The sequence below is a fragment of the Pantoea sp. SGAir0430 genome (assembly GCF_043549295.1).
The window spans coordinates 3,641,067-3,654,391 of the sequence record NZ_CP039427.1 but is presented as its reverse complement, the minus strand read 5'-3'; the positions used below and the strand labels follow the sequence as shown (position 1 = coordinate 3,654,391).

Sequence of the window (13,325 nt, the reverse complement as noted above, 5' to 3'; positions counted from 1 at the left end):
CAGGTGAGGCGCGCGCCTGTCGTTGAAATTATATGTACCGATCAGTATATAAATTGGCGAAGTGCGATAACCTGTTACGGCTTAACAACAAACTACCGCGGATGCGCTATCCGCCGCCCGCCGGCACAAATATATACTGATCGATACATTAGTTGACGCGCGAGACCGTTGTCAACGACTTATGTATCGATTAGTATTTAAGCATTGAGATTAATGGAGCACTGAGATGGCCACTATGGGACGGCCGCGTACGTTCGATCGTGATGCGGCCATTGAACAGGCGATGAAGATTTTCTGGCAGCACGGCTATGAGTCGACATCGTTAACGCAGCTGAAGGCGGGAATTGCTGGCGGTATTTCCGCACCGAGCTTTTACGCGGCCTTTGGCTCGAAGCAGGCGCTGTTTCAGGAGTGTGTGCAGCGCTATCTGTCGACTTACGCGCAGGTGGTGGAGCCGCTGTGGGATAACAGCCTGCCGCCCCGTACCGCAATGGAGACCGCGCTGCGGCGCTCTGCCAGCATGCAGTGTGAGTCCGGTCATCCGCTGGGATGTATGGTCGGCCTGGGCGTGATGAGTGCGCCTTCCGCCGAACACGCGGATGTCACCCAGCCGCTGGCGCGCTCACGCGCCCGCACGCTGGCAGGCATGACGGCCTGCGTGCAGCGCGGCATCGATAGCGGCGAACTGCGCGCCGACACTGATGCCGCCGCCCTCGCCATCGCCCTCGACGCTTTTCTGCTGGGCGTGTCGGTGCTGGTGCGCGATGGCGTCAACGGCGCGCAGATCGATAACGCCATCGCCCACGTCATGGCCGTGTGGGACGCGGCAAAATCCGTGACGGATTAAGCGCCCCAGCCGCCTGGCGACGCACGCTGAACATTACCCCGCCGGTTTGACTTCGGTGACCAGCGTTGGCAGCTGCCATGCGCCGCCGGCGCGGATGGCACGACACATGCCGGTGGTGGCCTCGCTGCTCTGGACAAACTGGCGGCCATCCCACACCCATGCAGCGGTGCTCCAGCAGTCACCAATGCCGCGCCCTTTCTGCGCTTCGCTGATCACGCCGTCGTGATAATCAGATCCGGAATCGGTGATCAGCTGCGGCGTGCCCTGCAGCGCGTTATCCAGCAGCCAGAAACCATAGCCTTCGTTGTAAGCCCCGCGCCAGCACAGCGCGGCAATCAGCACGTGCTGCGCATCCACCGGCGTCAGCGTAGGCGGTTCTGCGCCCTCTTCTGGCTGATCGTCGGACGGCGCGAGATTGTCACAGCTGTCGTCGTCAGTCAGCGAGGCAATCAGCTTTGGCTTGACCTGCGCCAGTTCGTCCGGCGTCAGCGGGCGCGGCGCGGCTTTCAGCACATGGACCTGCTGGATCACCGGCATCGCCACTGCCGCCGGTACGCTGGCTTCCGGCTGATTACCCTTGCGCACCAGCGCGCCCGGCGTGTTCAGCCGTCCCTGCGCCTCATCCATTTTTAATAGTGTGGCAAAGGCCCCGTTGCCGGAGAGTTCAAACGGCTCGGCCGCACCACGAAACTCCACTCTGGCGCTGCCTTTGATGGCGGCGATCAGCGCCTGGGTCTGCGCGTCGCTTAGCGTCCACTCATCGTTCTCCGCTTTGCTGACTTCGCCCAGCGCGCGATCGTCAATCCACAGCGCCAGCGCATTTACCTGCTGCGCATCATCGTCGCCGGTATCGGCCAGCACCACGCGCCCGTGCGTCAGGCTGTCTGGCCCGCCGGCGCGCGTCAGCAGAACCGATCCGCCCGCGCCTTCTTCGGCGCTGTAGCCGGCGGCGCGGCAGGTCAGCGTATTATCACAAGCCAGCTCCCAGTCTTTATGGCTAAACGAGACGCCTTCGTCGGCCCACAACGGCGTACTCAGGCTGGCGAACAGCGTCAGCGCCAGCAGCAATCGGCTTTTCATGCCATCTCTCCCTAATGGTAAAGGTGGCTAGTGTGATGATTTTTGCGGCGCGGGAGAAGTGAATTTTTTGCGGCGGGTCTTATTCCATCGCTGCCTGTGGTTGTGGCTGACGCGCCATCAGGCTCAGCGCCACCAGCATCGCCAGCGCCACGGCAATTGCGCCAGCGAGATACACCGAAGCCACGCCGCGGTGGGCGGCCAGCGCGCCCGCCAGCGGACTGGTGACTGCCAGCGCGATATCGAGAAACGCCACGTAAGCCCCCATCGCCAGGCTGCGGGTGTGCGGCGGCGCACGCCGCACCGCTTCCACGCCGAACGCCGGAAAGGCCAGCGAATAGCCAAAACCGGTCAGCGCCGCGCCGAGATAAACCAGCGTCGCGCTATCAGCGCCCCAAATCAGCAACTGACCGCAGGCCTCAATCAGCACGCATACCAGCGCGACGCGCGCGCCGCCCAGCTTATCCGGCAGATGGGCAAAGAACAGGCGCGCCGCGATAAACGCCACGCCAAACGCGGTGAACGCCAGCGACGCGTTGCCCCAGGCCCTGGCCGCAAACAGCAGCGCGATAAACGCGGTGATCATGCCAAAGCCGACGCTGGCGAGCGCCAGACCCAGTCCCGGCCGCCACACCGCGCCCATGACTTTGTAGAACGGTGTCCGTTTAGTCGAGGTCGGCGCGACGGCGCGCACCTGGGTGATAAACATCAGCGGCAGCAGCGGTACCACGATGATCGCCATGGCGATGCCGGTGAAGTGCCAGCCGTGATAAATCGCCACGCCCAGCGGCGCACCCAGCGCCCAGGCGCCGTAAATCGCGATACCGATCCACGCCATCACTTTACCGGCATTGGCCGGTCCCACCAGCCCGAGTCCCCAGCCGAGCGCGCCGGTGGCCAGCAGGCTCTCGCCCAGCGCCAGCACCACACGCCCCAGCAGCAGGATGGCCACCGAGCTGGCAGGCCGATCAACGAACAGCAGCGAAATCAGGTAGATCACGCCGGAACTCGCCACCACTAACAGCCCGGCCAGCACCGCGCGTTTCGCGCCGCGCATATCGGCGAAGTTGCCCGCCCACGAACGCGTCAGCAGCGACGCGATAAACTGCGCGCCGATGACCGTGCCGATCGCCAGCGTATCCATGCCGAGGTTCTGCTGCAGATGCAGCGGCAGCACCGGCAGCTGCATCCCCATGGTGAGAAAAGCGATAAACACCGCCAGCGTCACCGGCAGCAAGGTGATAAATACATTATTTTTCATCGATATAATCCAGAAAAACTGCCGCACGCAGCGGCAGCGTGATATCAGAGATGGGTGTAATAGGCAGGCGTATCGAGCTCGCTCAGCAGGTCCGGGCGGGTTGCAGACCAGTTCAGCAGCGTGCGCGTGCGCTGGCTGGAGACCGCCATGTTGCCCGCCGCCATATTGGCGAACCAGCCAAAATGAGCCCGGTCGCGCTCGCCGCTGGGCAATCCGAGCTGGCGACCAATCGTCTCCGCGATTGCGCGGAACGGCACCGCCTCATCGGCCACCGCGTGATAAACGCGTTCGGTGACGCCCTGCTCCAGCGCCAGCCGATAGACGCGCGCCGCATCGCGACGGTGCACGCCGGACCAGCAGTTCTCACCGCTGCCGCACCAGGCGGAAATCCCGCTCTCACGCGCCAGCCGCACCAGAATCGGCACAAAACCGTGGTCGCCGAGGCCATGTACCGACGGCGCCAGCCGCACTGTCGCCACGTGCACGCCGCGCTGCGACAGCGTCTGCGCCGCCGCTTCCGACTGACGCGGTGACACCGGCTGCGGCTGATCCAGCTCCGTCGCCCCGCGCGCCATACCGGACAGGCCGGACGTCACCAGCAGCATGCGATCCGATCCGGCAATCGCCTCGCCGAGCAGCTCGATTACCTGGCGATCCTGCTCGCAGTTCTGTACGAAGCGCGAGAAATCGTGGTTGAACGCGGTATGAATGATGGCGTCCGCGGATTGCGCGGCGTCACGCAGCACGTCAGCATCTTCCAGCGAACCGCGAATAACCTGTGCGCCAGTGACGGCCAGCGCCACGGCTTTTTCCGCCGAACGCGCCAGCCCTGTCACCTGATGGCCCGCCGCGATCAACTCTTCCACCACCGCTGAACCTACCCAGCCGGTGGCCCCGGTGACAAATATCTGCATGATCTTCTCTCCTGCACGTTAAAACGCGAGTGTTTCGTCGTGTTGATATGATGCGTGCTGTGGAGCGGTGGCGCTAATCGCATTCATTTTTCATCGTGAAGCAACAGCCTGGAGCGCATGAATACTGATTCGCAGGCAACACACCTGCATTGAACCCGTTACAGAGTTCAGGTTTTACTGGCTTTTTTGCGTTAATTGCTCAGCTATTGAACAGATGCAGGCTTGCACACATACTTTGCGCCAGAACCGATACGATTAGGTGATTATGACAACTGCCGCGATTAACCCAGACATGCTTCGCTGGTCCCGTGAACGGGCCGGTTTTAGCATGGAAAAATTTGCACAAAAGTGCGGCATTGCGCCTGAACGCCTGCAGGCATGGGAAGAGGGGCAAAAGCCGCTGACCTTTCATCAGGCCATGAATTTTGCCGAAAAGGCACATGTCCCTTTTGGCTATCTGTTTTTGACTACACCACCTGTGGAGTCTTTGCCTATCCCTGATTTGCGCACGGTGGAGGGAAAACGTCCGCAACGTCCGAGCGCTGAACTGCTCGATGTGTTGAAAATTATGCTGATGCGTCAGGAGTGGTATCGCGACTATCTGCAACAGCAACTGGCACATCCACTCACCATTGCTGGCCGTTTTAATGCAACCAGTTCCACAGAATCCATCGTGGCGGATATGCGTCACAGGCTTAACATGGCCGTCAATCCCGTGCGCGGGAGTTGGGAAAACTATTACAACGATCTGGTGAAACGTATTGAGAGCCTGGGAATTTTAGTCATGCGGTCTCCTTACCTGTATCACCATACCCGTCCGTTTAACGTGGATGAGTTCCGCGGATTTGCCATTGCCGACGATTACGCACCTATTATTTTCGTCAACCATGCGGATGCACCAGGCGCACGACTGTTTACCTTAATTCATGAACTTTGCCACATCTGGATTGGCCAGTCTGGCGTCTCCGATGGCGCCACAACCGCACATCGCCAGGAAGAGATATTGTGTAACGCCGTCGCAGCGGAATTTCTGGTGCCAGCCGAAGAGTTTTTATCGCTTTGGGACAGCAATGCCCCAGACTGGCGGCAAAATATTGCGCCACTGGAGAGTCATTTTCATGTCAGCGGATGGGTAATTGCGCGCCGCGCCCTTACGCTGCATCTGATTGAAAACGACGACTATCAGCGTTTTATTCAGGCGCAAAAGCTGGCCTACCAGCAGCGTAGTAAAAACGAGAACGGTGGCCCCGGCTATTTCAGGACTAAAAAAGCACAAATCAGCGTCTCCTTCTCCCGGGCGGTGCTGAGTCAGGCGCTGAGCGGGCAAATGCTGCTTCGTGAAGCCAGTGATTTGCTGGATGGCATCCAGCCTTCCGGATTGTCTAAATTTGCACAGGAGTTGGGGCTTTGAAATATTTGCTGGACGCGAACACTTATATCACGGCGAAAAACTTTTATTACGCGATGGATATTTGCCCCGGCTACTGGGAATGGCTGGACAAACAGTTCACCTTACATGTTGCTGGCAGTGTTGACATGATCGCGCGCGAATTACGTGCCGGAAATGACGAATTATCCGCCTGGGTAAAAGCGCGACCGCAGTATTTCATTGCCAATGATGATCATGATACGCAGATAATTTTCCAGCAAATCGTGGAAAGCATCATGCGGGCGGACTTTAATCCCGGCTCACGTGATGCGTTCCTGGCTAAAGCCGATCCCTGGATTATCGCCAAAAGTAAAAGTATTGGTGCGACTGTGATTACTCATGAATTAACGCTTCCCGCACAGACGCGCAAAGTCAAAGTCCCCAATATTTGTCATCAGTTTGATGTGCCCTGCATGACCACCTTTGAGTTTCTGCGAAAACTCAACGCCCGCTTTATTCTTGAACGCTAAAAGCACGCTCAGGTTTACAGCGCCGCGACAATCTGCTGGCGCAGCCATTGCTGGGCGGGATCGCGATGCAGGCGCTCGTGCCACAGCATCAGGATGTCAAACCCTTCAATCTGCAGCGGCGGTGCAAGCACGCGAAGCTGCGGCGCGTTTCGCACAAGGCGCTCCGGCAGTACGGCGACCAAATCACTGCTGGCCAGCGTGTCGAGCATAAACAGAAAATGCGGCACTGAGAGCGCGACGCGGCGCGTGCGGCCGAGCGTTGCCAGCGCGCGATCGGTGGCCGCACTGAAGCCGCCGCCATCCGGCGAAACCATCACAAACTCCAGCTGGCAAAAGCGATCCAGCGTCAGGGGCTGCTGCAGCTGCGGATGATCGTGCCGGCCGGCCAGCACGTAGCGCTCGCTGAACAAGCGGCGCTGATGCAGCGTCGGCGGCGCGTTGTCGCCGGTGTGAAACACCACATCCAGCTCGCCCTTCTCCAGCTGCTGCGCCACCTGCGGCGGATTGAGTGCAAACACCGCCATGCGGCTGCGCGGTGCCGCTTCACGAATGAGTTTCAGCGCCGGCAGGATCAGTGCCGATGACATGTAATCGGTGGCGGCAATGCGCCAGGTGAGCTCCGCGCGCGCCGGATCGAACGCTGCCGGCGGTGCCACCGCGCGCTCCAGCGCTTCCAGCGCCAGACGCAGCGGTTCGCGCAGGGCCTCGGCGCGGGCGGTGGGCAGCATGCCGCGCGGGCCGGGCAACAGCAGCGGATCGTCAAACAGCACCCGCAGGCGCGCCAGCTGAGCACTTACCGACGGCTGCGACAGATTGAGGCGCTGCGCCGCACGCGTCACGTTCTGTTCCACCAGCAGCACGTCTAAGGTGTGCAGCAGGTTCAAATCCAGCGAGTGCATATTCATTTCATCTATACCTGAGATATCAGCAATTGATTTCTACTATATCCAGCGCTGGCTTAACCTGCAGCGGTTTTCATCTCACAGGATACCGCCATGAATGTTTTGATTGTGTATGCCCATCCGGAACCGCGCTCGCTGAACGGATCGCTGAAAGACTTTGCCGTGAATCATCTGCAGCAGGCGGGCCATCAGGTGCAGGTGTCAGACCTGTACGCCATGCAGTGGAAAGCACAGCTGGATGCCGCCGACACGCTGGCACCTCCGGTGGGCGCACATTTTGATGCCACGCTGGATTCGCGTTTCGCCTACGACAACCAGCTGCAGGCAGCGGACATTGCCGCCGAGCAGGAGAAGCTGCGCTGGGCCGACACGGTGATTTTTCAGTTTCCGCTGTGGTGGTTTTCGATGCCGGCGATCATGAAAGGCTGGTTTGACCGCGTGTATGCCAACGGTTTCGCCTATGGCGTCGGCGAGCACAACGATCACCACTGGGGCGATCGCTACGGCGAAGGCACACTCGCTGGCAAGCGCGCCATGCTGGTGGTGACCACCGGCGGCTGGGAGTCGCACTACGCGCCGCGCGGCATCAACGGCCCGATTGAGGATCTGCTGTTCCCGATCCAGCACGGCATGCTGTTCTATCCCGGCTTCAGCGTGTTGCCACCGCTGGTGTTGTATCGCGTGCAGAAGTCGGCGCAGGAACGCTTTGATGGCTGGTGCGCCGCGCTGGCGCAACGACTGGATCGCTTAGCGCAGGATCAACCGATTGCCTTCCGTCGTCAGAACGGCGGTGAGTATGAGATTCCGGCGCTGACGCTGCGCGAGGATCTTGCGGAAGGCGAGCGCGGATTTGGCGTGCACGTGGCGCGCTGAGCCGCAGGCCGCCAAACCGCAGCGGCGCGCTGCCGCATTATTCAAACAGCCAGCGCCCCGCCTGCGCCGACGCAATCAGCATGCCCAGCGTGAAATCCGGCACCACCGGCACTTCACGCTTATTGAACGGGTTGAGGATTTGCGCCAGCGACGGTTCGTCCGGGTAGTAGGTTTCAATAGCGAAATTCGCGCGATCGACCGCGAACTCGCTGAAAAACTCCTCCATCAGCGCGGCGGCTTCGTCGCGCTCGAAGTTGAGATCGGTGTCGATATCAATCTGCGGCGTGAGCGTTTTCTGCTTGAACAGATACACGCCGTCATAGCGCCGCACCAGTTCATAGATACGCTGTTCGAGTTGCTCTGTCATCGTCGCCTCTTCGCCTGTGCTGATTGGATCGCAGTGCATTTTGCCATGCCTTGCCGCGAGGCAGGAGGAAAAAAATGCCAGCCGTGAATACGTATCGCAATCCTGCATAAAAATCCCAGTAGCCATTGCTACCGGGACCCTTATCACTTAAGCGGCAGATAAATATCCGTCAGCAATTCGTGTTCCGCCACTTCATGCACGAAGTTGTGATAGTGGAAGAACAGCGGGAAATCGCGCAGCTCTTCGCCGCTGGCCGGCAGCCATTCGCTGTAGAGCGATCGCGCCAGTTCGGTCAACGCGCTGTGCGAGCCGTGATGACGCAGCACCGCGCAGCGTCCGCCGGGAATGGTGCTGTTGACGACGCCAAAGGCGTTGTCTTCGTTAACCGGCGCCGTCACCGAACCGCAAAGGTGATAATGAAAATCCCCGGCTGGCGTGCTGGCCGGATCGTGCGGCGCGACGCCGAACGTCTGGCTGCTGCGCACCGGCGATGCGCCGCTGCTTTTGCGCCAGGCAATAAACTGCGCCGCCGTTTCGTTGATGCGCTGCGGATCGCCGTGATGCGTGAGCATCGCCACCGGCGTGGTGGGAAACATTTTAATCTCGACTGACATACTCTCTCTCCGATTGACGGGTGGCTGAGGCATGCGCTGATGCCAGGTCATCCACACCGGCTGCTGACGAAACTCACTCGGCGTCACGTCAAATACCTGCTTAAAGGCGCGACTGAATGATTCGGCATGCTGAAAACCGGCATCGAGCGCAATCTCAATGATTTTCTCGTGCGGATTGAATGCCAGCCGGTACGACGCCCGTTTGAGCCGCATCAACTGGATGTAACGCCCCGGCGGCATGCCGCACCAGGCGCTGAACTGGCGGTGAAAGTGGTACGGCGAAAAGTGCGCCACTTCACTCAGTTGCTCCAGCAGCAGCGCTTCATCAAGATGGCGTTCGATGTAGTCGAACACGTTGTCAAAGCGCTTGCGGTAGGTCTCGCGGTGATCGTTTTTGTTTACTGGCATAGCATCCTCTCTGGGGAATGAGTATGCCCTTGTGGCTGGGAGTGGGCCTGATGGATCTTGCGGAGTTTTGAGGGAAAGTCTTTATTTTTTGTTGACGATGCTTAAGTTGCGATCAACACCGTACATTGACTTTTTACTCGCAGGGCGGTTTACTTTTTTAATCATAGTCACACCATTAGTGAATGTATGACCTCAAAAATAAACTGGCTGTTGCAGAACACCGCTCCAGGAAGCCTGGTTTTACAAAACTGGCTAACCCGAAACAACATATCGCCTTCACTGGCATTTAAATACGCGCAAAATGGCTGGCTGAAAAAACTGCGTGCTGGTGTTTATGTCCGCGCTGGCCGGGAACCTGACTGGAGCGATGCGCTATGGTGTCTGCAGAACCAGCTTGAAGCATCGGTCTATCTGGCTGGACTGAGTAGCCTCTCCTGGCAGGGACGATCCCATTACCTGCAGCTTAAACAGAGCCAATGCTGGATTAGTGTTGAAAATAAAACCATATTGCCCAAATGGTTTAAGGAATTTCCCCATGTTGAGTGGCTTACGTTATCGGCCTTAAAACTTCCTCAATTGGATGAGAAGTTCCGAACCCAGCTTGAGATCAAAGGGAAAAAAATAACTGCAAGCGTGCCAGAACTGGCCGCCTACGAGCTATTAAGCGCGGTGCCTAAAGAAATCTCATTTGAGCACGCTGCCGAGCTTTTTCAGGGGCTGGTCAATCTCAACCCACGTAAAGTGGAAAACCTCCTCACGCTTAGCCAGTCTGTGCGAACCAAGCGCCTGTATCTTTTTTTCGCCAGCTTCTATGAACATGCATGGTTCAAACGTGTGGATACCAGCAAAATCGACCTGGGATCGGGCAACCGACAAATCGTTGTTAATGGCAAACTGGACACGCAATACCTGATTACTGTGCCCGAAAATTTTACTAAGAAGGGAATAAGCCATGGATAAAACCTCACCTTACTACCGCCAGGTCGCGCTGCTGGTGCGGGCATTACCCTATGTCGCTAACGAGACCTGTTTTGCGCTGAAAGGTGGAACTGCGATCAATTTATTCATCCGTGATTTTCCCCGATTATCCGTTGATATCGATCTGGCTTATATCCCACTGGAAAGCAGAGAGGTTGCGTTACCTAACGTGCGGGAAGCGCTTGCCCGCATCGCTGCCGAACTGGAAGCGCAAGCCGGGATCAGCGCAGTGCTGCAAACCAATAACCCCGATGAGATGCGCATCATTGTCACCACGAATGACGCGCAAATTAAAATTGAAGTTTCACCCGTTGCCCGTGGAACATTGTATCCACCGCAAGAACGCGATGTCGTGGAAGCAGTGGAGGAAGAATTTGGTTTTGCCGCGATCCCGGTTGTCTCGTTGCCTGACTTATACGGTGGCAAGCTATGTGCTGCGTTAGATCGCCAGCATCCCAGAGATTTTTACGACGTTAAAATGCTCCTTGATACCCAGGGAATCGACCGGGCGATTTTCAATGGCTTTATTACTTATTTGCTTAGCCATAAGCGTCCATTGTCCGAAGTGCTTAGCCCGCGCTGGAAGGATATTACCGCGCCCTTTCAAAATGAATTCAGCGGCATGACCTTTGAGGATGTCTCACTGGAAGCGCTGAGAGAGGTTCCGGAAAGCATGCTCAGGGCGCTGAAGGCGCATTTTACTCAGCAGGACTTCGATTTCCTGATGTCATTCAAACGCGGCGAGCCTGACTGGAATTTAGCACCAGAAACCCACATTCAAAATTTGCCAGCCGTTCAATGGAAGCTCAGCAACATCGTAAAAATGTCGGAGGAAAAGCGCGCGCAATCACTGGGTAAACTGGAAAAGGTCATGACTGAATGGCTAAGTTAGTTTATTAAAATTGCTATAGTGAAACTGATAGTGAAACTATCTGAGTTTTTATAAACCAGAGAAGCCCTTTCGGGGCCAAATACCTTCTTGAAATTAAAATATAAAATCGGTGTTGGCCTCACTAGAGATCAGGCTTGTTGAAACCTGCTGCCGCGGACTCCAGACTTCCATTCAAATTAATCATGCTCTCTCGCTGCTTTTTAGTTGGGGTTCAAAATCATAGCCCTGATAGGCGAGCGGAACGTGCCATCCAACTGTTTAACACAATTTTGATGTGGAGCTTTAGAAACAGCTTCTGAGCTAACTGTCATAGGAGTTAATTCGATAAGCCGATTATCTACCCAAGTAGCCATGTAACTGTCTGGCGGTGATTCCAAAAAGCCAAAAGCAATTTTAGAGCCTTCGAATTTTATACGCCTGGTAACTTTCGGTTTAAGAAGTAAACTATTTTCACTTTTCCCCATAGTTAATTTAAAACGGAGCCGTATAGCATTGCCTTCAGGTGATAGTGTTAATGATTCTGGTTTTATGTTATTCGATACACTGACAGGTACAATACCTTCTATTGATTTTCGTAATGTGATAGTTGCTAGCGACGTCTCAGACTGAGCGACATACATTCCCGCCATGCGCCTGAAATTGGCTACCCACATCTCATTCAGGCGGAGAGCGATATTTTTACGCTGTATAATTGTCAGCGGCTTAGTCTCTTTAATAACTGCAGGCCGATCAACAACCATCACAGTGTTTGGATTCTGACTACCAAATAAAATATCCAGCCCTCCTCGTGAATCATGTTTCCCTGCTAACAATGGATCATCCTGGTTTTCCCAACAATTTGTCTGAGCCAGGCCCATCATGTATAAAAACTGCTCAGTTAATGTAATATATAAATCCCCAATACCTTTAGAGTATGAAGCGCCTATATCAGAGTGAGATCCAGGCAAATAGATAGTATTAATACGATTTGTAGGGAAAAACTGCACACCTCGAAGTAACGGTGTTTTATCCTCATCAATAGTTGGAATAAAAAGCCAGTTTCTGGCCTCGTCTATTGCAACAAAGTGCACAAGATAATCAACGTCCTGAGGTATGTTCAGAATAAGGCGATCTTGCTGACCTGTTGCTACGGTATCGTAGAGCAGCGCATAAAATCGTGGACTATTAATATCCGAATTGAAATACTGGCCCCAATGATTACTGACTATATTAATAAAGTGCCTGGCAGTTGCCGCTCCCCGACTGAATCCGGTAACAAAAACACGAATATCAGTTTCAGGATTTTGCTTTAGCCAAATCCTGGCTTGAGCATAGAATTTTTTTTCCGCATCTGCTGCAATTGCCATACTACTTCTACCAGTAGCAGCGTCGAAATAATCGATACTACTGCCCTGCATTCCAGCTCCGGGATAGTAAATATCAGCTTGTATAAGCTCTGCTATCCTGGCAACAAGAGTCCCCCGCTCACCAGATGGTATCCTGGCATGATCGTTGAGCGTCCCATCAAAAGCAACTTTGTATATTCTCACAGGTCGATTTCCAATGGGGGCAGTGATCAATGGCGCGTCTAAGACTGTAGACGTAATCTTATGGATTTCTTCATAATCTGTCACTTTTACAGGTATAGAGCGGCTACCCGAAACTAATTCCGTACAAGCACTTAAAAAACCACTCATCAAAATACATACAAGAATAGTGCACAGTTGACGAACCCAATTTCCAGCCATCTTTCCCTCGCATGCCGTTCTAATATCACTGCCAATGATGCTAAAGTTTCCGAAGCTTACACATATTACTTAGAATAGCTCTGTACTGACCTCTGAAAGTTAACCGCTCCCGATGCGATGCCGGGAGCGGTTTATCATTCAGACGACTTTCTGTTTACCGACAATGACCCGAATAAACTCCTGCACCTGCTTTTGTTTCCGCGCCGACAGTTTGCACACCTGGCGCAGCGACTGCATCAATTCGCTCTCTTCATGCCGGGCGGTGAGCACAATGCAGCCTTTCATTACCTTCACTTCAACCGCCGTACCACTGGCAAAACCAGCCTCTTCCAGCCATTGTCCTTTCATAGTGATGGCAGGAGTCCGACGATAATCCGGATAGCGGCTCGCATAGCCAACGGTTATTTGGCGATTATTTGCCGCGAGGACTTCTGGTTCAGCAGGTTGTGCAATAGAATGCGTGTCAGTCATGATTACTATTCCTTCTAAATAGTAGTTGTGATTAGCGGCGCGGGTGTGTTGGCGCACATCCGCACCGCGCTAAATACCTGTATATATCATCAGGA

At 55.6% G+C, this 13,325-nt stretch carries 14 protein-coding genes; 6 read left to right on the top strand and 8 right to left on the bottom strand.

The genetic code is table 11. The features are described 5' to 3' along the window. Nucleotides 1-226 precede the first annotated feature (226 nt). A complete protein-coding gene (locus E7738_RS17170; RefSeq protein ID WP_058757190.1) occupies nucleotides 227-847 on the top strand; it encodes a TetR/AcrR family transcriptional regulator in 621 nt (206 codons plus the stop codon). 33 nt (nucleotides 848-880) lie between these two features. Here E7738_RS17170 and E7738_RS17165 read toward each other — a convergent pair whose 3' ends face one another. The 3 genes from E7738_RS17165 to E7738_RS17155 all read right to left on the bottom strand — a co-directional run bounded on the left by E7738_RS17165 (nucleotide 881) and on the right by E7738_RS17155 (nucleotide 4,099). Continuing rightward, entirely contained in the window at nucleotides 881-1,927 is a 1,047-nt protein-coding gene (locus tag E7738_RS17165; RefSeq protein WP_058776427.1) for a DUF1176 domain-containing protein, read from the bottom strand. A 79-nt stretch (nucleotides 1,928-2,006) separates the two neighbouring features. Next, on the bottom strand, nucleotides 2,007-3,185 hold the full coding sequence (locus tag E7738_RS17160; RefSeq protein WP_283342707.1) for an arabinose transporter: 1,179 nt from the start codon (nucleotides 3,183-3,185) through the stop codon (nucleotides 2,007-2,009). Nucleotides 3,186-3,229: 44 nt separating this feature from the next. Then, a complete protein-coding gene (locus E7738_RS17155) occupies nucleotides 3,230-4,099 on the bottom strand; it encodes an SDR family oxidoreductase (RefSeq protein ID WP_125310897.1) in 870 nt (289 codons plus the stop codon). Nucleotides 4,100-4,427: 328 nt separating this feature from the next. Here E7738_RS17155 and E7738_RS17150 point away from each other — a divergent pair, with 328 nt between their 5' ends. Next, nucleotides 4,428-5,510: an ImmA/IrrE family metallo-endopeptidase gene (locus E7738_RS17150; RefSeq protein ID WP_215800646.1), complete on the top strand. Its 1,083-nt coding sequence runs from the start codon at nucleotides 4,428-4,430 to the stop codon at nucleotides 5,508-5,510. Then, nucleotides 5,507-5,998: a DUF4411 family protein gene (locus tag E7738_RS17145; protein WP_283342709.1), complete on the top strand. Its 492-nt coding sequence runs from the start codon at nucleotides 5,507-5,509 to the stop codon at nucleotides 5,996-5,998. Before E7738_RS17150 ends, E7738_RS17145 begins: the two co-directional genes overlap by 4 nt. A gap of 14 nt (nucleotides 5,999-6,012) precedes the next feature. Here the strand turns inward: E7738_RS17145 and E7738_RS17140 are convergent, their stop codons facing one another. Further along, nucleotides 6,013-6,903: a LysR family transcriptional regulator gene (locus E7738_RS17140; protein ID WP_283342710.1), complete on the bottom strand. Its 891-nt coding sequence runs from the start codon at nucleotides 6,901-6,903 to the stop codon at nucleotides 6,013-6,015. A 90-nt stretch (nucleotides 6,904-6,993) separates the two neighbouring features. Here E7738_RS17140 and E7738_RS17135 point away from each other — a divergent pair, with 90 nt between their 5' ends. Continuing rightward, complete coding sequence (locus E7738_RS17135) at nucleotides 6,994-7,773, top strand: NAD(P)H-dependent oxidoreductase (protein WP_283342711.1); 780 nt, start codon at nucleotides 6,994-6,996, stop codon at nucleotides 7,771-7,773. Between the two features lie 37 nt (nucleotides 7,774-7,810). Here the strand turns inward: E7738_RS17135 and E7738_RS17130 are convergent, their stop codons facing one another. After that, complete coding sequence (locus tag E7738_RS17130) at nucleotides 7,811-8,140, bottom strand: DUF1493 family protein (protein ID WP_031279551.1); 330 nt, start codon at nucleotides 8,138-8,140, stop codon at nucleotides 7,811-7,813. Between the two features lie 143 nt (nucleotides 8,141-8,283). Next, nucleotides 8,284-9,162 (bottom strand): AraC family transcriptional regulator, encoded by an 879-nt coding sequence (locus E7738_RS17125; protein WP_394515863.1) that lies wholly within the window; start codon nucleotides 9,160-9,162, stop codon nucleotides 8,284-8,286. A gap of 186 nt (nucleotides 9,163-9,348) precedes the next feature. Here E7738_RS17125 and E7738_RS17120 point away from each other — a divergent pair, with 186 nt between their 5' ends. Beyond that, complete coding sequence (locus E7738_RS17120) at nucleotides 9,349-10,122, top strand: type IV toxin-antitoxin system AbiEi family antitoxin (protein ID WP_394515862.1); 774 nt, start codon at nucleotides 9,349-9,351, stop codon at nucleotides 10,120-10,122. After that, nucleotides 10,115-11,032, top strand: coding sequence for a nucleotidyl transferase AbiEii/AbiGii toxin family protein (locus E7738_RS17115; protein ID WP_394515861.1), 918 nt, complete (start codon nucleotides 10,115-10,117; stop codon nucleotides 11,030-11,032). Before E7738_RS17120 ends, E7738_RS17115 begins: the two co-directional genes overlap by 8 nt. A 200-nt stretch (nucleotides 11,033-11,232) precedes the next feature. Here E7738_RS17115 and E7738_RS17110 read toward each other — a convergent pair whose 3' ends face one another. Both E7738_RS17110 and symE read right to left on the bottom strand, forming a co-directional pair. Further along, nucleotides 11,233-12,759: a DUF2235 domain-containing protein gene (locus E7738_RS17110; RefSeq protein ID WP_394515860.1), complete on the bottom strand. Its 1,527-nt coding sequence runs from the start codon at nucleotides 12,757-12,759 to the stop codon at nucleotides 11,233-11,235. A 138-nt stretch (nucleotides 12,760-12,897) separates the two neighbouring features. Beyond that, nucleotides 12,898-13,230 (bottom strand): endoribonuclease SymE, encoded by a 333-nt coding sequence (symE, locus tag E7738_RS17105; protein ID WP_031279549.1) that lies wholly within the window; start codon nucleotides 13,228-13,230, stop codon nucleotides 12,898-12,900. Nucleotides 13,231-13,325: the final 95 nt, after the last annotated feature.

What these genes read in the sequence shown, in the direction of transcription:
- E7738_RS17170 (WP_058757190.1), top strand. Translation starts at nt 227, where the DNA reads ATGGCCACTATGGGACGGCCGCGTACGTTCGATCGTGATGCGGCCATT.
- E7738_RS17165 (WP_058776427.1), bottom strand. Translation starts at nt 1,927, where the DNA reads ATGAAAAGCCGATTGCTGCTGGCGCTGACGCTGTTCGCCAGCCTGAGT.
- E7738_RS17160 (WP_283342707.1), bottom strand. Translation starts at nt 3,185, where the DNA reads ATGAAAAATAATGTATTTATCACCTTGCTGCCGGTGACGCTGGCGGTG.
- E7738_RS17155 (WP_125310897.1), bottom strand. Translation starts at nt 4,099, where the DNA reads ATGCAGATATTTGTCACCGGGGCCACCGGCTGGGTAGGTTCAGCGGTG.
- E7738_RS17150 (WP_215800646.1), top strand. Translation starts at nt 4,428, where the DNA reads ATGGAAAAATTTGCACAAAAGTGCGGCATTGCGCCTGAACGCCTGCAG.
- E7738_RS17140 (WP_283342710.1), bottom strand. Translation starts at nt 6,903, where the DNA reads ATGAATATGCACTCGCTGGATTTGAACCTGCTGCACACCTTAGACGTG.
- E7738_RS17135 (WP_283342711.1), top strand. Translation starts at nt 6,994, where the DNA reads ATGAATGTTTTGATTGTGTATGCCCATCCGGAACCGCGCTCGCTGAAC.
- E7738_RS17130 (WP_031279551.1), bottom strand. Translation starts at nt 8,140, where the DNA reads ATGACAGAGCAACTCGAACAGCGTATCTATGAACTGGTGCGGCGCTAT.
- E7738_RS17125 (WP_394515863.1), bottom strand. Translation starts at nt 9,162, where the DNA reads ATGCCAGTAAACAAAAACGATCACCGCGAGACCTACCGCAAGCGCTTT.
- E7738_RS17120 (WP_394515862.1), top strand. Translation starts at nt 9,349, where the DNA reads ATGACCTCAAAAATAAACTGGCTGTTGCAGAACACCGCTCCAGGAAGC.
- E7738_RS17115 (WP_394515861.1), top strand. Translation starts at nt 10,115, where the DNA reads ATGGATAAAACCTCACCTTACTACCGCCAGGTCGCGCTGCTGGTGCGG.
- E7738_RS17110 (WP_394515860.1), bottom strand. Translation starts at nt 12,759, where the DNA reads ATGGCTGGAAATTGGGTTCGTCAACTGTGCACTATTCTTGTATGTATT.
- symE (WP_031279549.1), bottom strand. Translation starts at nt 13,230, where the DNA reads ATGACTGACACGCATTCTATTGCACAACCTGCTGAACCAGAAGTCCTC.